The sequence below is a fragment of the Lysinibacillus sp. FSL R5-0849 genome (assembly GCF_038595075.1).
In the GTDB taxonomy this organism is placed as follows: Bacteria; Bacillota; Bacilli; order Bacillales_A; family Planococcaceae; genus Lysinibacillus; species Lysinibacillus fusiformis.
In genome coordinates this window covers 3,334,830-3,355,567 of sequence record NZ_CP152004.1, presented here as the reverse complement: position 1 = coordinate 3,355,567, position 20,738 = coordinate 3,334,830, and the positions used below count along the sequence as shown (strand labels likewise).

Genomic DNA, 20,738 nt, shown 5'->3' with positions numbered 1-20,738 from the left:
GGAAAACTATTCATATATGAAGAAGTAATAAAGGGCTATTATTTTATTTTCAAGAGGGGGATTTTTTTGCAATTATTGTTTAAATATAATTGGGTGGTAAGAGAAGATTGGTTCCGTTGGTGTGAAGAGTTGAGTGAAGAAGAACTTTTAGAAAATAGAACAGGTGGTATGGGTAATATACTACATACACTCTTCCACATAGTGGATGTAGAGTGGAGTTGGATACGTGTGCTACAAGGTAAAGATGATTTTCAGGAGAATTTTGATGACTATAAAAGCCTTGAAAAAGTTCGGAAATTAACAGATGAGTTTCATTTAGAAGTAGCAAGCTTTGTAAACAAATGGGATGCTAGTATGGAAGAGCGTTTACTTCATCTTCCATTAGAGGATGGAACAATCGAGACGCATACATGGGGTGAAATCGTTCGCCATATTATTGCACATGAAATTCACCATATAGGACAATTATCAATTTGGGCTAGGGAGATTGGGAAAAAGCCAGTTTCTGCAAACCTAATTAGACGAGGTCTTCCCTCAGCATTCGTGGATTCGGTAGATGCACTTCAAGCAGACCCAAAATAAAAAGCCACTCAGATGAGAGGCAATTGTCTTTGAATGGCTGAATAGATCAGTGATAAACCTCTCTCTTTAGGGTGAGGTTTATTTTTATGCAATTCGTTCCGTATTCTTTACAGAATGGGTGCCAAAATATAATCTAATAAATACTATCTTTTCATCTTACGAATATATGCTAATTGTCCAATATGGTAGGCATTATGAGTGGTGGCATTGGAGATGATAGCCCACCATTCGGCCTTCACTGGAAAACCATTTACATCAGATAGTAGTTGCTCCTCTTCAAGAAGTTCCTGCCACTGAAGTAGCGTTTTTAACAATTTATCCTTTAGCTCCAAGAAAGTGACCTCATCTCTAAGAAGAAAGGTATCATCATTGCTTTTAACTTGTGGAATGGCTTGGACATGATTTTCCTTATATCTGATTTGCCAAGTTTCATTCCAATAAATGAGATGTTGGACAATTTCAGCGATACTATGACTGGATTCATCGGGTTTCCAAAATGCAACTTCCTCAGAAAGTCCTTCAACTACTTCATGAAATGACATATACCAGCTACGATCATTTGCATTTGCTAGAAGTTGATCTAACAAAATAGTCTTAGCATCCATCATTCACGTTCCATCTCCTTCCTAGTATACTTCTTACTAGTTTATCATGTTAATGACTGGCCTGAAAACAATACATCAATACGAGCTATATCTGTACAAAACATTCGCATAAAAGACTTTAGATTACGATAGGCGAATTGTTATAATAAAAAATGCACCTATGACACAGATAAAAAAGGATTTGGAGGAAAAAATGGATAAAGAGCAAATTATAGTGAAAGCTATTTGTGTATTTAGAAAAGCAGATGCAATACTTGTCTGTGAAGGCTTTGATGAAGTAAAGGGGACATTTTATTATCGACCAATAGGCGGAAAAATTGAATTTGGTGAAACGAGTTCGAAAGCGGTAAGGCGAGAAATATTGGAAGAAATCGAAGCGAATATTACTAACTTAAAGCATGTAGGTACAATCGAGAATATATTTACATATAATGGTGATAATGGGCATGAAATAGTGTTTGTCCATGAAGCAGAATTTATTGACATGTCCTTTTATGAAAAAGCTTCTTTTTGGGGGCTAGAAGATAATGGCATACGCTTTAAATTGCTGTGGAAGCCCATTAGTGACTTTTCAAATAATAAATGTAATTTAGTTCCGGATGGATTATTTGAATTGCTCTAGGTTTTACGTAATGACTATAAGTATCGTATGAAAACTAAGTTTAATGGGGTGAGGACATGAGTAAAACTAGGCTATTTGTGATATTTTTATTATTTGCATTTGTAGGCTTATTTGTAGCCGGTTTTTATTCTATTAATCATGTACAAGTTGAAAGCACCTATCTACTTGAAGAACAAAATATTGTCGAAAAGAACGGCCAATATTATTTGTTAATTGATGACCGAGAGCTGATTTTATCAAAGAACTTTTACGAAAAAATACAATTAGAAAAGTATAATGAATATAAAATTAATTATGTATATAATCGTTTAATCAATAACGATGGTGAAGTGGTGAAGCTTAAAAGATATGGTGAACAGCCATGGGGAAAATAACAAAGCGCTATGAATGTTCAGCGTTAATTTTCATTGATAGTGGTTCACGACATTAAGATAGATCTGCAATTAATCTACCGACACCTCTAAACAACCAAAAAATTAATCTGAATGGCAATAAAATCAGCTCTGGTATCCAACAAAGCACATCTAGAAGTAATTCTAATAGGGAGTACTTATTATGTTCTTTGCTTTTTCTCGTTTTTCTTTTCTTACTTTGCCACCATTCAATCATAAAACAAACCCCGTTTCCCAAAATTCAGTCGAATCATATAACTTTTATTAAATAAATTTACGTTCAAGATTGGATTTAGTTTCATTTTTTGTAGCGTTTCATTATTTTAAAATAGCCAGTTACTCATGACTTTTCGAGTAACTGGCTATTTATTTAATCCATGGGATTAAGGAGATTATAATGGTATATAAAGTTTAATAATATGATTATGATTGTTCATAGCTGCTAGATCATCCCATTGTTCGATATCAAATGGTCGCGGGGTTACATAGTTATGGTCTTCCAACCAATCATTCATAGCCATATAGGTATTATCGATATTTTCCTCAGGTCCTTGGTGCTTAAATACTAAAAATCCACCGTTAGGAATGGTATGTGTAATCATAGCGTTTGGTACAAATGAAAAATCACTTACTTCCACTGCTACGATATGTGTATAAGGGGTGTCAGGTGTCCATTCTTCTTCATCATATACTTGGATAAGAAAAATGCTATTATCTATCCTATTTTTGATGAAAGGAAGTTGAATTAAAACTTGTTCTCGTAAATTTTTTACAATGTTTAATTGAATGTCCTCGTTTAGACTGGCCTTAGTAGAAAATCCTATGAAATTCATCCTTTGTTTATGGACCTTTTCAACATCTTTTAATAACATTTACTCACTAACCTTTCTGCTTTAGAATATCCTAGCAAAAGCTTGTTGGTATATGGTCAAATATTCCATAGACAATTAATCTAGCACTTTCCTTTTTGTCATAATGAGTATAATCCCCCATGTTAAATATAGAATACAAGCCATTATAATGCTAACCAATAATACCGATATAGAGGTCGGTGCCCACACCTTAATAAAGGTCCAATTTAAACCGCCAAGTAATACTTCTGGTGCCATAAAAATCGCTGTTATCAGGATGGCAACGAGTAATGAATGGACCATTAATAAAATTATTTTCTTGTTAGTTAGCTTAGTCAATTGGCGTCTTTTTTTATAAATATTGGTGGCCGTTTTGATTAAAAGATAGCAAAGGATTAGACAGATTCCTATTATAATGATACTTATTATCGTGACGATTTTATCTAGCTTTTGATAGCTATTAGCATGTTGGGGAGCTGTTGTTTTACCTTCCCACAAATCCATGATTCCTTGGCCGATAGCAGTTGTCGAGCTTGTATTCATATTGGCTAAAATTGCAACCCCTATTTGCTCATCAGGCTGCATCATGAAATACGATGTAAACGTCGGATTTTCTCCAGCATGGTAAATGTAGGGCTTGTTTTCATTGTCAACCACTGCCCAACCAGTAGCATAAAAAGTATTTGTATCAAAAGGTTCTACAGAGTGGTCAGGGGTATGGGATTCTTTAATGGTGTTAGCGTCAATCGAATAAATGTCACTATTGCCTAACTGTAATTTCAACCATTTTGCAATATCATTTGCGTTACTGATGATATAGCCAGCAGGGATATTTCCTCGGTAGATAGGGGCTGTAAAAGGTCGCTCTTTCATAAGCCCTATTTTATAACCCGAAGCCATATGAGGGGATTCTACTTGATGAATTCCTACAAACGATTCATACATACCGATAGGTTCTAAAATTTTATGTTTGACGTATTGATCATAGGGCATTTTGGATACTTGTTCAATGAGTAGTCCTAACACATCGTAATTAATCGTTGCATATTCAAAAGAGCTTCCTGGTTTTCGATTTAATGTTTGATGTAGTAATGTTTTGACCGTTTGTTCAAGGGCGTTTTTGTCAGTGCTTTCTGGAATTTGAACTATGGAATTAGAAGGAATCCCACTTGTATGCGACAGTAATTGCTGAATCGTTATAACTTCTTTTTTTCCATTATAGGTTAACGTTAGCCATGGGATATATGTTTGAATATCATCTGAACGTTTCAGTACTCCCTTTTTTTCCAATTGGAGAATGGCAAGGCCAGTAAAGGCTTTAGATGTCGAGCCTAGCTCAAAAAGAGTATCTGAAGTGACGGGTGTCTTTGACTTCGTATCTGCATACCCAAATCCTTTTTGATAAACGGTTACCCCCTTATCAACAATAATTACTGAAAGGCCAGGGATTTTACTAAGAGCTTGTTGTTCCTCAATAAAGTGTTCAATTTTACGGATTTTTTCTTTGGATGTTGCATGTGCGAATTGTGGTAACATCGTACAAAATACTAGCATTACAGCAATCATCACAGATTTTTTAATAAATAATGTCATGCTCATTTCTCCTTAACATATAAATTGCTTGTTACAACAAGGATTACTATATCAAGCAATTTATGGTCAAACTATCGATTAACATGACTATTCCATAGAATACATGACAATTTTGTCATATAAGAGAAAAGGGCTACTCCTATAGTAAATAGGAGAGCCCTAATAATATTATTTTGTTTGTTCTGGAAGTAAGTCATTCCCGTGAATGATTAATTTCGATGCCGAAATCAGAATGTCTCTATTTGCCAAATAATAGGGATCTAAAATTTTATAAAAGGCTTCCCATTGGGCAGCAGCCTTTTCATCTTCACCTTTTTGATCTAAGGCATTTGCTTCCTCATAGAGCTGTTTTAATTTTGTGTAATCCGATTCGCTAATGTCAAATTCGATATCTGACATATATTCTTCAAAGGAAACTGGCTTATAATATGAATTAATGACTTCGTAGAATTGATCCCATAGCTTGATGGAAAGCTCTTCGTTTTTATCTTTATCAGCTTTTTGAGCCTCCTCATAAATCGCCTTTAGCTTTACGAGATCCTCTTTTGTTATGTCTAAATCCATATCAGTCATATACTGCTCAAACGTTAGTGGAGGATATAGCTCTTGGAAGTATGCCTCTAAAATAGTAAAGATTTTATCTATTTTTTCTTGTGCCTCATCTGATTTATCTTCTTTAGTGAATTTTACCCAATCATCATAAAGTGCTTTAAGCTGTTCTTTATCTTGTTTTTTGATGACGATGTTTTGCTCAGCAAAAGCAGCTTCATTAATGAATTCTTCAAAAGGCTCAGGCTGCCAATTTGCCAATTCATAAGGTCTTGTAATTTTATTCATGGCCTCATAAACTCGGTCCATTTCTTCATAATTCTCTTCTTTTTCTGCTTTTTTCATGTCAGTGAAGAGCTTTTCTAATTGAACTAATTCTTCTTTTGTGACTTCTTTAGGTAAGCTTTTTTTATACACATCAAAAGTATAGAAATCTGAGTAATCTTCTACAATACTTCCTTCAACAGCGATTTCCTGTCCTTCTACTAGCTTCAATTGTTCGATTTGCTTGTCAGAGAATTTGTGTAAGCCAATAAAATAATTTTTGCCGTCAGCTCCTTTAATAGAAAGGCCATCGCCATCAAAGTACTTAATGGTACCTTTTATCTTTTGTTCTACTTGTATAGTGACTTGTTTAGTTGTATCCACTGATGTTGCACCAGCTTGAAGCGGGGTCATTACGGCCATTCCTAGTGTTAATGCGGAAGCTAAAATCCAAGTTTTCTTAAAAGGTTTTTTCATTTTTATCCATTCTCCTTTAGGTTAACTTCTGTTACCAATTATTAGACGTTTTACCAAAGGAAAAAGTTTTATCTTCTTTAAGAAAAATTTAAAAAGAATATGGTGGTGGTTTCTAAGGCAAAAAAGGCATCCCTTTTTAAGGGAATGCCTTTTTTATAATGAAATAAGGGTAAGCCATTGATTCTCATTACTCGGTCAAGCGATAGCACTACAACCATCGTGTGTGAACTTCTCGAAAGGCATCCCTTATTTATATTTCATCCTGGAAATAAATTTTATAAAATTTTCGATTTGTTGCCTCATCATAGCCAACTTCAATCAGCTCGTCTATTTGATCGATATGCTGAATATTGACTTGAATTTCAATATTGGAATCAAGCTTTATTTTGCGTTTATATTTCTTTTCAGCTTTTTCTAGTGCGCTGTCAGAAATAACGGTTTCATAAGGTTTGACTGAATTGACGAGGATATCCTTTTGGGTAGCATCCGCTTGCTTAAATACAGTGTCAATATAATGGTCAACTTGAAATTCCTCTTCATTTCTAAAATAATCTAACGTTTTATTTAAAAAGCCTAGCTTCTCTGTGTTCGAGTAATTCTCTTCTTTTAAAATATACTTCTTGCATTCATTAAGCGCTAAATCAGTTTTATGGTAATGCTCATCTGCTGCTTTAATTTTTAAAAATCGTTCCTGCCAATAGACAATATCCTCTTTTCGCTTCGTCTTTATAAATACAGCAGGGGGTTGCTCTTGTCCCATATCTACGATGATCGCCATATTATTAATTTTTTTCACATTAATGCCATCCACACCATGAATGATCATTTTATTATTGTCATTTTTGACATCTAAAAACATTTCTTTTTCATCAATTTTAACAATGGCAATGACCTTTTTAACCTCATTTAATAGAAAACAATTTTCAAACAAGCCAATAAATAGCTCTCCGCTTTTAATATTTGGGTGCTGGGATACACTATGTAAGTGCTTCGCCATATTTTGAGATTGTTCAAGAAAGCTACTGTCCTGCTCAAATATTTTTTGGGAATAGGCAAAAACTTCATTCAGCTCTATATCTGTTTCATGGAAAAATTCATATTGCTGCTCCAGCTCTATTTTACTAAATGCAAGCTGTGTAAAGGCAGCCTCTAGCATGAGCTCCGGCTGTGTAAATTCCTCTTCTCCTAAAAGAAGTGTCGACTCGCTCAAAAAATGGATACTATAGTGTGCTAATTTACTTTCATTAACTTCTAGCATATATGTCACCTTCTAATTTTTCATAGTAGCTAGTATACCATATCTTATTTTATAGATTTCAATGATTCGGATAAATAAAAGGGGATATAAAGGGCTGAGGAAAGCCCATGAATTTAATCATTAAGCTAAAAACACGCCTCAATGCGAGCACTTTGTCATGGAAAGATGTTGACGTTTAGAAGTTTAAAATAGGACTGCTTAGATAATGATAAAAACATGTAGTAATTCTATGTTCGATTGTATTAAAGAGGGTGATCATTATGTGGGAAAGGATAATATCCTACATACCACATTGGCAAGTTTTTATGCAGGGTTTTTTAGCATTCATTATTCCATTTTTGATTTTCAAATTATTTAATGGTTTAATACTTGAAAAAAAGAAGAATGGCAAGATCGATATGAAGGAATACACGAACCAAAAGGAAGCAGATCAGCCATTTAGTCAAGAAACAGTCGACCCGCTAACAGGTGATTTTAACAAAGATTTTGAACGAATAAAAAAAGAAATTGGGCATAATTGGGATGCCCACTTTAGAGAGTTTCACATAGGAAATACTGATATTCGTGCGGCCATCGTTTTTCTGGAAGGACTGGCAGATAAAATGCAAATCGAAGAGCATATTTTGACTTCGATTATGGAGCGTTTTTCGGACATATCCGCCTCTGATTTAACAGAAAAAGGAAATATACAGAACCTCATGAAAAATAATATACCTATCGGTGATGTCCTAGAAGAATCAACGATGCAAGGAACAATAAGTAAAGTACTAACAGGATATACAGCTTTATTTGTAGATGGTATGCCTAATGCTTTATTACTTTGTACGATAAATGGCAAGACGCGAAATATTGAAGAGCCTATTTCAGAAGCGGTAGTTAGAGGGCCAAGAGTAGGCTTTACAGAAAGATTAAGTGACAATACAGCTCTTCTAAGACAGCAAGGTGAAAATCAGCAATTATCTATCATTCAGATGGCGGTAGGGGAGAGGGTAAAAAAGGAGCTAGTCATTGCCTATATGGATGAGATAGTAGATCCAGAGTTGGTGGAGGAGGTAAAAAAACGGATACAAACAATCGATCTTGATAACCTATTAGAATCGGGCTATATAGAGCAATTAATTGAAGATAATTTTCTGAGCCCCTTTACACAAGTGCAGAACACGGAGCGTCCTGATCGCGTGTATGGGGCATTAATGGAGGGGCGAGTTGCCATTATATTAGATGGCACACCATTTGCTTTAATTGTACCAGTTACCATTAATATGCTACTACAATCGCCGGAAGATTATTATGAACGATGGTTTGCTAGTTCGCTTATCCGTCTTCTACGATACTTAGCAGCTGGGATTACTCTTTTTGGTCCATCCATGTATATTGCTTTTGTGTCGTTCCATCAGGGATTAATCCCAACTAAGCTAGCACTGTCCATGATGTCCACAAGGGAAGGAGTTCCATTTCCTGCGTTAATCGAGGCGCTTATTATGGAGGTAGCAATCGAAATTTTACGAGAAGCTGGACTTCGCTTGCCCAAACCGATAGGTCCTACAATGGGGATCGTCGGAGGTCTTGTTATTGGAGAAGCCGCCGTCCAAGCTGGAATTGTAAGTCCGATTATGGTGATCGTCGTTGCTTTAACCGCTATTTCATCCTTTGCCATCCCTCAATATAACGCTGGGATTACATTACGAATGCTCCGATTTGTGGCCATGTTTTTCGCTGCAATATTTGGTCTTTACGGGGTCATTTTATTTTTCCTGTTCCTGTGCAGTCATTTAGTGAAGCTGAAGAGTTTTGGTGTTCCTTATGTTAGTCCAACTGTCCCATATAGAGCAGGGGATTGGAAAGATTTTATGGTACGTATGCCATTAATGATGATGAAACGCCGACCAAAATTATTACAGCCAAAAGATTCTGTTCGTAAAGGGGAAATACGAGGAAAGGAAAATAGTAGCCATGATCACCAGTCCAAAAGATAAAATTACGACGTCCCAAACAATAGTCATTATTATTAATTATATTCTTGCAACTGGCATTCTCACCTTGCCTCGTGCCTCGGTAGAGAAGGTGAAAACACCAGATGTATGGATTAGTGTTTTTTTAGGCGGTCTTGTCGCCATGATTGCAGGTGTGATTATCGTCAAGCTAAGTCAACAATATCCAGATAAGACATTTTATCAATACAATCAAGATATTGTTGGGAAATGGCTAGGCTGGTTGATTAGCGCGCTTGTCATTACTTATTTCTTTACGATTTCTGCATTTGAGGTTCGAATCATGGCTGAAGTAACCTCCCTCTTTTTATTGGAGGGAACACCCACATGGGCTATTATTTTGCCTTTTTTATGGGTGGGGCTCTATTTGGTGAGTGGTGGGATTAATTCAATCGGTCGTTTATTCGAAATTATATTTCCCATTACCTTTGTGATTTTTTTACTTGTCGCTTTTTTAAGCTTAGGAATCTTTGAAATCGATCATCTTCGACCTGTTTTAGGGATGGGAGTCGTTCCGATATTGAAAGGAATCAAAACGGCGACTTTAGCGTTTCTAGGCCCTGAGATTATGCTACTCTTAGTGGCATTTATGTACCCATCTGATAAAAAGAAAGCAGTCAAAGTCGTCTTAGTGGGCATAGCGATTCCATTACTTTTTTATGTTATTACAGTTGTAATGGTGATAGGCGCTCTTTCCATCGAAGGGGTCATGACAAGAACATGGCCAACAATCGAACTCATGCGGAGTTTTGAAATTCCAGGATTAATTTTTGAGCGCTTCGAATCATTTTTACTTGTTATATGGATTATGCAAATCTTTGCTACCTTCACCATTACCTATTATGCTGCCGCTCTAGGATTATCTCAGCTTTTTAAGAAAAGCATGCACCCTTTTCTATATGGGTTATTACCGATTATTTATATTATCGCGATGACACCTAAAAATATTAATGACTTGTTTAAGTTTGGCGATAAAATCGGTCATGCTGCGTTATTTTTATTTGGTGTACTACCCATAACCTTACTCCTTATATCAAAACTGAAAGGCGATAAAACATGATGAGACTCTATCAATATTTGCGTATTTCTCTTATGGTAATGGTATCTCTCCTACTTACTGGCTGCTGGAGTAGTAAAGAGATTGAGGATTTAGGATTGATTGTTGGTACCTCATTAGATTTAGCAACAGGAGAGGCTACCACTGAGGAACAAACAGAGGCTAAATATGCTAATAGAACATTGCTTACCGTTACGAATCAATTGGTCACTTCTGAGACAACTGTTACTGGAATGAAAGATGGAACATTACGAGAAAAGGCATATAAAAATGTTTCTGAAACAGGGGATGTTGTTTTACCTACTTTACGAAATATGCTATTAAAGTCAGACAAACATTCATTTGCGGAGCATTCCAAGGTCACCATTATTGGCGATGAACTTGCTAGCACCATTAACCTGCAACAATTGTTGGACTTTTTTCTAAGAGAGCTCGAAATACGACCAAGCGGACTTCTTCTTATTGCTCAGGGGCGGGCAAGTGATACACTTGAAACGAATGAGCCAACGAAAATCCCTGCCTTTCAATTAGTTGAGATGATGGAGGGGCATGAAAGAACAACTAAAATTTTGCCACCTATGACCATTGCGAAATTAGAAGGAAAATTATATTCGGATTCAAGCTTTTTATTACAAAACGTTATTTCAGAAGATGGAGAAGTAAAATTTGTAGGCGCTGCTGTCATTGATGGGAAAACTAAAAAGCTTCGAGGTTTTCTGAATGAAAGTGACTTAGAGGGTATTTCATGGATCACAGGGAAAGGTGAAGGAGGTTTAGTAAAGAGTTTTGATGAAGACTCGAGCTCACCTATCGTTTATGAAATCATGTCTATGAAAAGTAAGATTGTACCAAAAGTAGAGGGTGACCATATTTCTTTTACAGTAAAAATTCAATCTGAAGGAAGAATTGCTGAACATTGGGTACTGTCAGATAAAGCATTTAATAATAAATTTTTAAAAAAAGCAGAGAAAACAATCGAGCAAGAAATTGAACGATTAGTCATGAAAACGTCGGAAAAGCTTCAACAGGAATATCAAACAGATGTTTCAGGATTCGGCAATAAAATAAGAATTAAGTATCCGAAAGAATGGGAAAAGATAAAAAAAGATTGGGATGAGATATTTAGTGAGGTACCTATAAAATGTGAAGTGAACGTAACCATCAAGGATTATGGAACGTCGGGTGATTAATACGTTAATCACCTTTTTTTTATTTATTCCTATATACTGGAATTAGGGAATGGGGATGATGGAATGCAATATATGATTCAACCAGTTGCTACAGTTAGCAATAGCCGGAAAACAATAAAAGATGATCATTGGGGAGAAATTATTTCAACCATTGAACTCTCAGAAAATTTGCATGAAGAGTCGTTGAAAGGATTAGAAGATTTTTCTCATATAGAGATCATTTTTTATTTTGATCAGGTTTCAGACGAACAAATTCAGTATGAAGCAAGGCATCCAAGAAATAATCAAAACTATCCAAAGGTCGGCATTTTCGCACAAAGAGGGAAAAATAGACCTAATAAAATAGGCATTACGATGGTTGAATTGGTAGAGGTCAAACAGAGGACTTTGATTGTAAAAGGACTTGATGCCATTGATGGGACGCCTATTATAGACATGAAGCCAGTGATGAAAGAATTCCTACCGAAAGGAGTTATTAAACAGCCAGCATGGTCAACGGATATAATGAAAGCATATTGGGAATGAATGTAACTAATGTGATATTAGCTTATTTTCGATTCAGATGCCTAATTCGATAGGCTAAAGGGGGAGTGGTCTGTTCCCCCTATTAAATAACTCCCTCTTGATATAAAATACTGATGGCATGAGTGCGATTTTTGGCCTGTAACTTTTTGATGGCGGATTTTACGTATTGATTGATCGTTAATTCACTTAAATTCATAAAATCGGCCATTTCCTTCGTACTATCTCCTAAAGCAATTTGTCTCATGACCTCTAATTCTCTCTTACTAAGTATACTTCCCTTTTTATGGTCTCTAGCTTGAATGATGAGCTGACCAATCACATTGCCAAAGGCTGTAAAGTCATCTAGTAGCTTTTCAGTTATTTTATCCATATCTATTTGTGTACTGCAAATATAACCAAACACATAATGTCCAATAAAGATAGGAACAATTAAAAAAGCGTTGTTTTGAGAGGAGATGGAATATTTAATACTAATGTTTTTTAAATAGTCCATGCCCGTACAAAATTTAGCTTTTTTCTCAACGATAGCTGAATAAATAATAGGGAAGCTTCGTATTTCCTCACGAATTTCTCCGATATGACTGCCACCTTCTTCATTTAAAAAAATAATACCTTCAGCGACAAAGCCTATCGGTGAATACCTTAATAAATAAGCATCCTTAATCGGAAAAGAATCTAGATATACCTGCAAAATGTGAATCAACAACTCTTCGTGATTGGAATAGTTTTGCACAGTGTCGAAACGTTTTTGAATGGTATAGAGATTGGACATGACCTATCCCCTTTTTTAAGTATATACTACGCTTAAAATAAGGAATTTTCAATATTTTCTGTAAGTTGTAGCATTTATGTTAAGAAAAGCTATTTTTTTCTTAATGTTCACTTGAGAATTTATTAGATGAGGGGGAATGATGTGAAAAATCAACCAATTAAAGAGGTAGATGCAGTTATTCTAGGCGCAGGATTTGCAGGCTTATATATGTTACATCAATTAAAGAGTAAAGGATTTTCAACGATCGTCTATGAAACTGGTGATGGTGTAGGAGGCGTTTGGTATTGGAATCGATATCCTGGTGCTAGATGTGACATTGAAAGTATTTATTATAATTATACTTTCTCTAAAGAATTATATGAAGAATGGACGTGGACATCTAGATTTCCTGAGCAAGAAGAAATATTACGGTATTTAAACTATGTGGCAGATCGTTTAAAATTACGATCCAATATTCAATTCAACACACGCGTCAAGGCTGCACATTTTGATGAGGAACAGCATAAATGGCTGGTTCATCTAAATGATGGGCATCAAGTTTTAGCGAAGTATTTTATTACAGGGATAGGCTGCCTTTCTGCAGCGAATGTTCCTAAGTTTCAAGGGTTAGATCAGTTTAGTGGAAAATGGTACCATACCGGGCATTGGCCACATGAAAAGGTAGATTTCACAGGCAAAAGAGTAGGGATTATTGGAACGGGCTCCAGTGGTATTCAAGCCATTCCGGTAATTGCTAAAGAAGCCAAGCATTTAACCGTCTTTCAACGAACACCACAGTATACAATTCCTGCTCGTAATCATCTGTATGATGAAGACTTTATACGAGAGACTAAGGGGAATTTCAAAAATCTAAAGCATGCAATGAGGAATTCTGTTTCAGGCACCCCTTTTGCCTATAACCACCCATCTGCCATTGAGGATAGTGATCATCATAGACAGGAAGTTTTTGAGGAAGCATGGGCACAGGGTGGTTTTGCCTTTGCATCGACTTACAAGGATTTATTAACAAATGAACAGTCGAATGAAAAGGCGGCAGCATTTATTCGTTCTAAAATACGCGAAACTGTTCAAGATCCGACCGTTGCAGAGAAGTTATGTCCCAAGTATATGTATGGTACAAAAAGACAAGTTTTAGATAGCGATTATTTTGAAACCTATAACAGAGATAATGTTTTATTGGTGGATGTAAAGGAATCGCCCATCTTAGAGATTACTGAAACAGGGGTCCAAACAGCTAGCTATCATTTCGAGTTAGATATTATCATATTTGCAACGGGCTATGACGGCATGACGGGTCCCTTATTTAAAATAGATATTCGTGGAAGGAATGGCGTGACATTAAAAGACAAATGGGAAAATGGTGCATCTGTTCAAACCTATCTTGGACTAGCTACAGCCAGCTTTCCAAATCTATTTATGATTACAGGTCCAGAAAGTCCTTCTGTCCTTGTAAATATGCCAATCGCTATAGAGCAACATGTAGAATGGATAGCACAATGCATCGATTATTTACGTGAACATGATATCGATGTCATGGAGACAAATGCGGAGGCAGAGCAGGCATGGAGTAAACATTGTCGAGAGATTGCGAATGAAACATTATATGTAAAAGGCGATTCGTGGTATACAGGCTCAAATATTGCAGGGAAACCACGTAGCTTCTTAATCTATCTAGGTGGCTTCGATTATTACACAAAACGCTGTCAGGAAGTTGCCCAAAATAATTATGAAGGCTTTCAGCTATTAAAATTAAAATCTATATCATAGTGTCTGAGGAAGGAGCATAAATAATATGGAGCAGCAAGTAGTGATTATTACTGGTGCGGGAAGCGGAATAGGTAGAGAAACAGCTAAACTACTAGCGACAAAAAACAAGGCATTAATATTAGTAGATTTTGATGAAAGGAGTGGTCAGGACACTTTAAAAGCTGTGAAAGAGCATCAGCAGCAGGCCATTTTTGTCCAAGCAGATGTTTCCAACAGTCAAGATGTAAGGAAGTATGTGGATGCTGCCAAGCAGGCTTTTGGTCGAATTGATGCTTTCATTAACAATGCGGGCATTTTAAGTCCACCCACATTGTTAGGTGATTTAGATGAGGAGATGTTTGATCGTGTAATCTCGGTCAATCTGAAAGGGGCATTTTTAGGTTTAAAGTATGTGCTAAAAGAGATGGAACAACAACAATCAGGTGTCATCGTGAATACCGCCTCAGCTGCTGGAATACAAGGGCAGCCCTATATGGGAGGCTATTCGGCAAGCAAGCATGGTGTCATCGGGCTAACTAAAACGGCTGCTATAGAATATGGACCTAGCGGCGTCCGCGTAAATGCTATATGCCCCGGTGGTGTTAGGACCAACATGACAAAGGGACTTGAAACAGGCCCTGAGGAGAATGGGCCTCTAAGAAGATTAGCAAACCCTACTGAAATCGCAAATGTAATCGCTTTCTTAATTTCGCAGGAGTCTTCCTATATGAATGGTGCAGTTGTGACAATTGATGGCGGACTTACATCATAAAGAATTGATAAAAGAGAGGATGAAGCTTAATGGAACATCGTATTGATCCGGAACTAAAAGAATTATTAGCTGTTTTTCCACCTTTAGACTTAGACAATGTACAAGCTACAAGAGATGGGATGGCGGCTGTAGCTGTACCAGCAACAATAGACGAGCAGATTATAGTTACTAATAAAATGATTCAAGGACCTGAAGAGGGTGTTGCACTGCGCATTAGAATCTACCAGCCAAAAGACCAAAGTGAAATTTACCCAGCATTGGTGTGGATTCATGGAGGTGGCTATGTTTTAGGAGCTCCAGAGGGCGATGATTTGCTTTGTCAGCGCTTCGTTACAGATGCAAAGTGCGTCGTTGTATCAGTAGACTACAGACTTGCACCTGAGTATCCTTACCCAGTACCACTCGAAGATTGTTATACTGCGTTAAAATGGGTGGCAGATCATGCAGATGCACTAAGGATTGATAATCAACGTATAGGGATAGCCGGGGCAAGTGCTGGGGGTGGGCTAACCGCTGCTCTTGCATTGCTAGCACGTGATCGCAATTATCCAAAGCTTAGCTTCCAAATGCCTTTATATCCAATGATAGATGATCGGAATAATACACCATCCGCCTTAGAAATTACTGGTCATATGATCTGGAACCATTCCCTTAATCAAAAGGGATGGGAAATGTATTTAAATGGAGAAAACGGTAGTGACAATGTGCCACCATACGCTGCTGCTGCAAGAGCCGATGACTTAACGGGGCTTCCCTTTACTTACACATGTGTTGGTCAGCTAGATCCGTTCCGTGATGAAACGTTACAATATGTAACGAAGCTCTGTCAGGCAGGTGTCGATGTTGAGTTTCATTTATATCCAGGATGCTATCATGGCTTTGAAAGCTTAGTGCCAACTGCCACGGTTAGCCTAAGAACTGTTACAGAATATGTAGAAGCCGCTAAATATGTTTTAAATCGAACAGTGTCAGTTCCTTTATAAATATTGACGAAAATCTCGATACCTTGTTAGTTTAGGGCTTCGGGATTTTTTTGCTGAATGCGAGAAATAGTTTGTAATTCCTCTTTTTAGGATAGACTTTTATTAAGTGAAAGGAGGAGGTTTCAAATTGCTACAGTTTGATTCAAAAATAGTTGGAAAAGAGATAGGCTATGGTTATTTGCGAGATCATATTATTGATCGCGGTTTTACAATTGGTGGGAATTGGGAGTATCATAAAGGGAGCTTTGACGCGGTACTATGGAGAGGTGGCGGCGAAACGATCTATTTGCGCGTGCCCTTTATCGTAACAGTTGGGGAATTAGATAATGAAGATGCCCAAATTCGATTTCAAAAGCCGTTTGTCATTAAACATGTTGCTAACGTTGGTTTAGATTATGATGAAGGCTCTTTACTGGATGCTACAGGAGCTAGTCAGTTCCAGACGCCGCTTGATAAGGATGGGCATATTCATGATAAAAGTAGATGGATACAGGCGGGTGAACAAGTTGTAGAAGAAAAAGTATTGCCTTTTTTTATCAACTAATTAGATAAATATGTATATTCTTTCGAGAAATCGTATGTCTTTTATCCTTGGATTTTTGGGAACTTATAATCAAAAATAGAAAATAGAATTGTCGTAAGAATTTACCAACCTTATAATAGTGTTAGCATACACTACTATAAGAGGTGAGTTTATGGATAAAATAACAATAGATGATTTTTATTATTCCTATCAAAAATTACGACAAGAACGACTCATCCATCGAAAAGAAGCTTATCTTAAAGTACTAGAGCACACAAAAACATTTGGTGAAATAATTATGTTTGAAAGTATAAAAATAAGTAAAAGAGACGTCTAGGGCCGACGTCTTTTTCTTTTTTCAAAAAAGGAGGAGACAAGATGAAGCGAATGATTCCCATTTTGCTGCTAGCCATTTTTATGTGTGCGGCCTGTACTTCTACCAAGGAGAAGAATGAGAGGATGGTAAAACAAGAAGAACCCTCAAAAGTCATTCCAAACGTTGAAATAATAGCGAAGCAATTACGAACACCTTGGTCGATTGAAAAAAGCGATACAGCAGTATATGTAACAGAAAGACCAGGCAATATTGTGAAGATCATGGAAGGTGAAGTTGCAAGACAACAGGTCCTATTAAAGAAGGAATTATCGACAGCTCCTGAAGCTGGCCTCCTAGGATTTGTGTTAGCTCCTGATTTTACGACAACCCATATTGCTTATGCTTACTATACGTATGAAGAGGGATCAGCACAATTTAATCGGGTTGTAACATTAACGCTAATCGATAATAAGTGGCAGGAAACAGATCTCTTAATTGATCGAATACAGAGCGGTACATATCATCATGGCGGACGTTTAAAAATAGGTCCCGATAGGAAATTGTATGTTACTGTCGGAGATGCCACTCAGCCATCTTTAGCACAGGATTTAGATGCATTGGAAGGAAAGATTTTACGACTCAATTTGGACGGTTCCATACCGAATGATAATCCTTTTCCTCGTTCTTATGTGTATAGCTATGGGCATCGAAATCCGCAGGGATTAGCATGGGCAACGGATGGTACGATGTACGCAAGCGAACATGGCAATGCGACCAATGACGAAATCAACATGATTGAAAAAGGGAAGAATTATGGTTGGCCACTTATGGAGGGAACAGACAAACAGCAACATATGGTCACGCCACTATTTACCTCAGGCTCGACGAAAACGTGGGCGCCATCTGGTATTACTGTAGTAGATGATCATTTATATGCTGCAGCACTAAGGGGGACTGCGGTGCTAACATTTGATGTAAACATGAAAAAACAAGATATGCTACTATCGGAATTTGGAAGAATACGAGATGTTTTTATGGATGGTAGCTACTTATACTTTATTAGTAATAATACGGATGGACGCGGCAATCCTCAACCCGATGACGATAAACTATACAGAATACCGTTATGATATAATATTTGTGAAAACATGGAATGGCATGATGAATGGAGAGGACTAAATATGGCTAATTATTTTAAAATCGCAGTAGCAATTGATTTCTCAGAACAATCATTGAAGGCTTTAGAAAGAGCGAGTCAAGTAGCAATGCAACACAATGCTACTTTGCAATTAGTGAATGTGATTGATACAAAATCTTTTGGAGCGGTGTCAGCATATGATTTAAAATATGCGGAAGAATTGAAGAAAGAAAACAAGAGCAAAATGGAAAGCTTAGAAAAGCAAGTGGTTCAGACAGGTGTTCAAAGTGTAGAATCTGTAGTAGAAACGGGTTCGCCAAAGGGGATCTTGACACAGCTTACGAATGTTGATTTGATCGTATGTGGGGCAACCGGGTTAAATCGAATGGAAAAAATGATGCTAGGGTCTGTAGCAGAAAAAGTAGTACGTCATGCTCATTGTGATGTATTAATCGTTCGATAATTTTACGGAAATCTTCGTCATATTTATATGGATAAAGACAAAACAAACCTGCTTGTAGATAGATGACAAGCAGGTTTGTTTATTATTCGATTGTTTGTGCGTTATCTACAATGCTTTGAGGAATATCAATTGTTTTAAGATGATTGAAATCAGTATAAGTAACGACTGATTTTGTATTCATTAACAATTCATCGCCTTCTACTGCCATTTTTAAATCAAAATTCATATCCATTTTTTTCGTATCGAAAGTCTCTTTATCAATGTGTAGCACATAGTTGATTTTTTCGATTGTTAATTGATCCATAGGGTTTTCTTCTAATCCCATGTCCTCTATTGATTTATTAATCTCAGAATCAATTAGCTCTTTAAATTTATCACCTTTTGCTTCTAATGTAAGGACATATTCTTTATCGGTTTGTTCAAATGTAAAATCATTAATAAACTTTTTAAGTTGTTCTAACTGTTCTTTAGCGTCAGCAGAAGCAGCCGTTTGATCTAAAATAGCATCAAAGTTCTCATCAGGAAGCTTTAACCAGCTGTCTGTAGTCACATCTTTCATGAAAAGGCCAGCGTCTTTTTTCATATACATTTCAATAGGCATGTCCGTTGTTTCTTGGCCTTCACTCATCATATCTGGCATCGACATAGAGCCTGATAAATGCATTGCTAGTGGGTCGACGATAATGTCCATTTCCATTTTAGAGTTAATAGAGAACTCCATCGCCTCTTCACCAGATCCAACCTTCGTTACCTGTGTCATATCCATATTGGCACTAGCACTTTTAATGTCAGACTGACGATCCACTGCCTTGTCATACACTTGTTCTAAAGTGAGGTTGCTAGTTTTAGTTGTGTCTTTCGTAGGTGTGGCACTTGAATTACAAGCAGCAAGCGTCAATGCTAGTGTTCCAACTGCTAGTACTTTAAAAATCTTCTTCATTACTTTCATCTCCTATTCTTGGTAAAAAACACTATCTACTAATATACGCCCAAGAAAAGGAAAAGTTTCGTTATTCTATAAAATGTATCTAAATACTTAGTAAAAAAACAATAATCTTGCAATAATGACCAGAAAGAAGCATGAAAATTAATAAAAAAGCTGTCACCAACCAATCGTTTAATACGAAAGTAGGTGACAGCTTTTTGAGGAGCTTTTCAATAAGCTCGAAAATATCTACATGTAATTGCTTAGTAACCCCAGATCATGGCGAACAATGTACCAATGATTGTTACAACACCTACGAATACTGAATATAAAATCGTTGTATATAACGTTTTCTTATCTTCAGATTCACCGATGTGCATGAATAACACTAACTGTACAGTTGCTTGTGCAAGGGCAGTGACAAGTAAAATAGCAAATGCCACTTTATAACTCATATCAAAGGTTACAACGGCTAAAGCGACAAGTGTCAGTAATAGTGAGAAGCCGAAGCCCATGACATGTTGTTTTGGGAATAATTCCTTCATCAGCTAATCAGTCCTTTCAAATAGACGAAGCTGAAGATGAAAATCCAAACAACGTCTAGGAAATGCCAGTACAATGAGAAGATAAACGCTTTGTTCGCTGTTTGTGGATTTAAACCACGTTTAGCTACTTGGATAATGATAGCTAGGCCCCAGAAGAAACCAAATGTTACGTGGGCACCGTGTGTTCCAAGTAATGTCATTAATGATGACAGGAATGCGCTTGTTTGAATTGTCGCACCTTCATGTACATAAGTGATGAACTCATCAATCTCAATAGCTAAGAAACCTAAGCCGAGTAAAAGGGTAATGATGAAGAAAGTCATCATTGCCTTTTTACGACCAATACGCATTGCATGAACACCCAGACCAATTGTGAAACTACTTGTTAATAATAAGAATGTTTCCCATAAAACTGGTGTTAACTCAAAGATTTCAGCACCATTCGGGCCACTACCTGTCCGTGTGTGAAGTGTGAAATACACAGTAAACAATGTGGCAAATAACACGATCTCGGCGCCAAGGAAAATCCAGAAACCAAAGATTTTTAGGCGATTTTCCTCTGTACTATATTCTAATGGAAGTGAAGAATCGATTTTCAT

General features: G+C 36.7%; 23 protein-coding genes. 14 read left to right on the top strand and 9 right to left on the bottom strand.

Annotated features, from left to right (window positions below; all coding sequences use genetic code 11):
* The first annotated feature begins 66 nt into the window (after positions 1-66).
* Positions 67-582 carry a DinB family protein gene (locus MKY80_RS16490; RefSeq protein WP_342530280.1) on the top strand — a complete coding sequence of 172 codons (516 nt, stop codon included), beginning with the start codon at positions 67-69 and terminating at the stop codon, positions 580-582.
* A 143-nt stretch (positions 583-725) separates the two neighbouring features.
* Here MKY80_RS16490 and MKY80_RS16485 read toward each other — a convergent pair whose 3' ends face one another.
* Positions 726-1,190 (bottom strand): DinB family protein, encoded by a 465-nt coding sequence (locus MKY80_RS16485; RefSeq protein ID WP_107922028.1) that lies wholly within the window; start codon positions 1,188-1,190, stop codon positions 726-728.
* A 157-nt stretch (positions 1,191-1,347) separates the two neighbouring features.
* Here MKY80_RS16485 and MKY80_RS16480 point away from each other — a divergent pair, with 157 nt between their 5' ends.
* Both MKY80_RS16480 and MKY80_RS16475 read left to right on the top strand, forming a co-directional pair.
* The gene (locus MKY80_RS16480; protein ID WP_342530277.1) at positions 1,348-1,809 is read left to right on the top strand and encodes an NUDIX domain-containing protein; all 462 of its coding nucleotides are present in this window, start codon (positions 1,348-1,350) and stop codon (positions 1,807-1,809) included.
* Positions 1,810-1,865: 56 nt separating this feature from the next.
* Positions 1,866-2,183 carry a hypothetical protein gene (locus tag MKY80_RS16475; protein ID WP_008180809.1) on the top strand — a complete coding sequence of 106 codons (318 nt, stop codon included), beginning with the start codon at positions 1,866-1,868 and terminating at the stop codon, positions 2,181-2,183.
* A 410-nt stretch (positions 2,184-2,593) separates the two neighbouring features.
* Here MKY80_RS16475 and MKY80_RS16470 read toward each other — a convergent pair whose 3' ends face one another.
* From MKY80_RS16470 to MKY80_RS16455, 4 genes are all read right to left on the bottom strand, one after another.
* The gene (locus MKY80_RS16470) at positions 2,594-3,073 is read right to left on the bottom strand and encodes a GyrI-like domain-containing protein (RefSeq protein WP_107922029.1); all 480 of its coding nucleotides are present in this window, start codon (positions 3,071-3,073) and stop codon (positions 2,594-2,596) included.
* A 75-nt stretch (positions 3,074-3,148) separates the two neighbouring features.
* Positions 3,149-4,645, bottom strand: a complete 1,497-nt coding sequence (locus tag MKY80_RS16465; RefSeq protein WP_342530274.1) for a serine hydrolase domain-containing protein — start codon at positions 4,643-4,645, stop codon at positions 3,149-3,151.
* A 168-nt stretch (positions 4,646-4,813) separates the two neighbouring features.
* A complete protein-coding gene (locus MKY80_RS16460) occupies positions 4,814-5,935 on the bottom strand; it encodes a hypothetical protein (protein ID WP_342530272.1) in 1,122 nt (373 codons plus the stop codon).
* A gap of 250 nt (positions 5,936-6,185) precedes the next feature.
* Positions 6,186-7,193, bottom strand: a complete 1,008-nt coding sequence (locus MKY80_RS16455) for a hypothetical protein (RefSeq protein ID WP_089987141.1) — start codon at positions 7,191-7,193, stop codon at positions 6,186-6,188.
* A gap of 305 nt (positions 7,194-7,498) precedes the next feature.
* Here MKY80_RS16455 and MKY80_RS16450 point away from each other — a divergent pair, with 305 nt between their 5' ends.
* The 4 genes from MKY80_RS16450 to tsaA all read left to right on the top strand — a co-directional run bounded on the left by MKY80_RS16450 (position 7,499) and on the right by tsaA (position 11,956).
* Positions 7,499-9,169 carry a spore germination protein gene (locus MKY80_RS16450; protein WP_089987143.1) on the top strand — a complete coding sequence of 557 codons (1,671 nt, stop codon included), beginning with the start codon at positions 7,499-7,501 and terminating at the stop codon, positions 9,167-9,169.
* Complete coding sequence (locus MKY80_RS16445) at positions 9,147-10,244, top strand: spore germination protein (protein ID WP_008180822.1); 1,098 nt, start codon at positions 9,147-9,149, stop codon at positions 10,242-10,244. The genes MKY80_RS16450 and MKY80_RS16445 overlap by 23 nt, the downstream gene beginning before the upstream one ends.
* Positions 10,241-11,431: a Ger(x)C family spore germination protein gene (locus MKY80_RS16440; RefSeq protein ID WP_171365522.1), complete on the top strand. Its 1,191-nt coding sequence runs from the start codon at positions 10,241-10,243 to the stop codon at positions 11,429-11,431. Before MKY80_RS16445 ends, MKY80_RS16440 begins: the two co-directional genes overlap by 4 nt.
* A 63-nt stretch (positions 11,432-11,494) precedes the next feature.
* Entirely contained in the window at positions 11,495-11,956 is a 462-nt protein-coding gene (tsaA, locus tag MKY80_RS16435) for a tRNA (N6-threonylcarbamoyladenosine(37)-N6)-methyltransferase TrmO (protein ID WP_171365521.1), read from the top strand.
* A gap of 82 nt (positions 11,957-12,038) precedes the next feature.
* Here the strand turns inward: tsaA and MKY80_RS16430 are convergent, their stop codons facing one another.
* Positions 12,039-12,728 carry a helix-turn-helix transcriptional regulator gene (locus MKY80_RS16430; protein ID WP_008180826.1) on the bottom strand — a complete coding sequence of 230 codons (690 nt, stop codon included), beginning with the start codon at positions 12,726-12,728 and terminating at the stop codon, positions 12,039-12,041.
* Positions 12,729-12,869: 141 nt separating this feature from the next.
* Here MKY80_RS16430 and MKY80_RS16425 point away from each other — a divergent pair, with 141 nt between their 5' ends.
* The 7 genes from MKY80_RS16425 (at position 12,870) to MKY80_RS16395 (ending at position 18,669) form a co-directional block, all read left to right on the top strand.
* On the top strand, positions 12,870-14,495 hold the full coding sequence (locus tag MKY80_RS16425) for an NAD(P)/FAD-dependent oxidoreductase (protein WP_342530263.1): 1,626 nt from the start codon (positions 12,870-12,872) through the stop codon (positions 14,493-14,495).
* 25 nt (positions 14,496-14,520) lie between these two features.
* Positions 14,521-15,246: an SDR family oxidoreductase gene (locus MKY80_RS16420; protein ID WP_107922034.1), complete on the top strand. Its 726-nt coding sequence runs from the start codon at positions 14,521-14,523 to the stop codon at positions 15,244-15,246.
* A 29-nt stretch (positions 15,247-15,275) separates the two neighbouring features.
* On the top strand, positions 15,276-16,229 hold the full coding sequence (locus MKY80_RS16415; protein ID WP_090002887.1) for an alpha/beta hydrolase: 954 nt from the start codon (positions 15,276-15,278) through the stop codon (positions 16,227-16,229).
* A 127-nt stretch (positions 16,230-16,356) separates the two neighbouring features.
* Positions 16,357-16,773 carry a YugN family protein gene (locus MKY80_RS16410; RefSeq protein WP_089986701.1) on the top strand — a complete coding sequence of 139 codons (417 nt, stop codon included), beginning with the start codon at positions 16,357-16,359 and terminating at the stop codon, positions 16,771-16,773.
* Between the two features lie 151 nt (positions 16,774-16,924).
* Positions 16,925-17,089 carry a hypothetical protein gene (locus MKY80_RS16405; protein WP_008180835.1) on the top strand — a complete coding sequence of 55 codons (165 nt, stop codon included), beginning with the start codon at positions 16,925-16,927 and terminating at the stop codon, positions 17,087-17,089.
* A 41-nt stretch (positions 17,090-17,130) separates the two neighbouring features.
* A complete protein-coding gene (locus tag MKY80_RS16400) occupies positions 17,131-18,198 on the top strand; it encodes a PQQ-dependent sugar dehydrogenase (RefSeq protein WP_342530260.1) in 1,068 nt (355 codons plus the stop codon).
* 51 nt (positions 18,199-18,249) lie between these two features.
* Positions 18,250-18,669 (top strand): universal stress protein, encoded by a 420-nt coding sequence (locus tag MKY80_RS16395; RefSeq protein ID WP_090002889.1) that lies wholly within the window; start codon positions 18,250-18,252, stop codon positions 18,667-18,669.
* 82 nt (positions 18,670-18,751) lie between these two features.
* Here MKY80_RS16395 and MKY80_RS16390 read toward each other — a convergent pair whose 3' ends face one another.
* From MKY80_RS16390 to qoxC, 3 genes are all read right to left on the bottom strand, one after another.
* On the bottom strand, positions 18,752-19,609 hold the full coding sequence (locus MKY80_RS16390) for a DUF6612 family protein (RefSeq protein WP_036119322.1): 858 nt from the start codon (positions 19,607-19,609) through the stop codon (positions 18,752-18,754).
* 248 nt (positions 19,610-19,857) lie between these two features.
* Positions 19,858-20,139, bottom strand: a complete 282-nt coding sequence (qoxD, locus tag MKY80_RS16385; RefSeq protein ID WP_008180843.1) for a cytochrome aa3 quinol oxidase subunit IV — start codon at positions 20,137-20,139, stop codon at positions 19,858-19,860.
* Positions 20,139-20,738, bottom strand: a complete 600-nt coding sequence (qoxC, locus tag MKY80_RS16380) for a cytochrome aa3 quinol oxidase subunit III (RefSeq protein ID WP_025114588.1) — start codon at positions 20,736-20,738, stop codon at positions 20,139-20,141. Before qoxC ends, qoxD begins: the two co-directional genes overlap by 1 nt.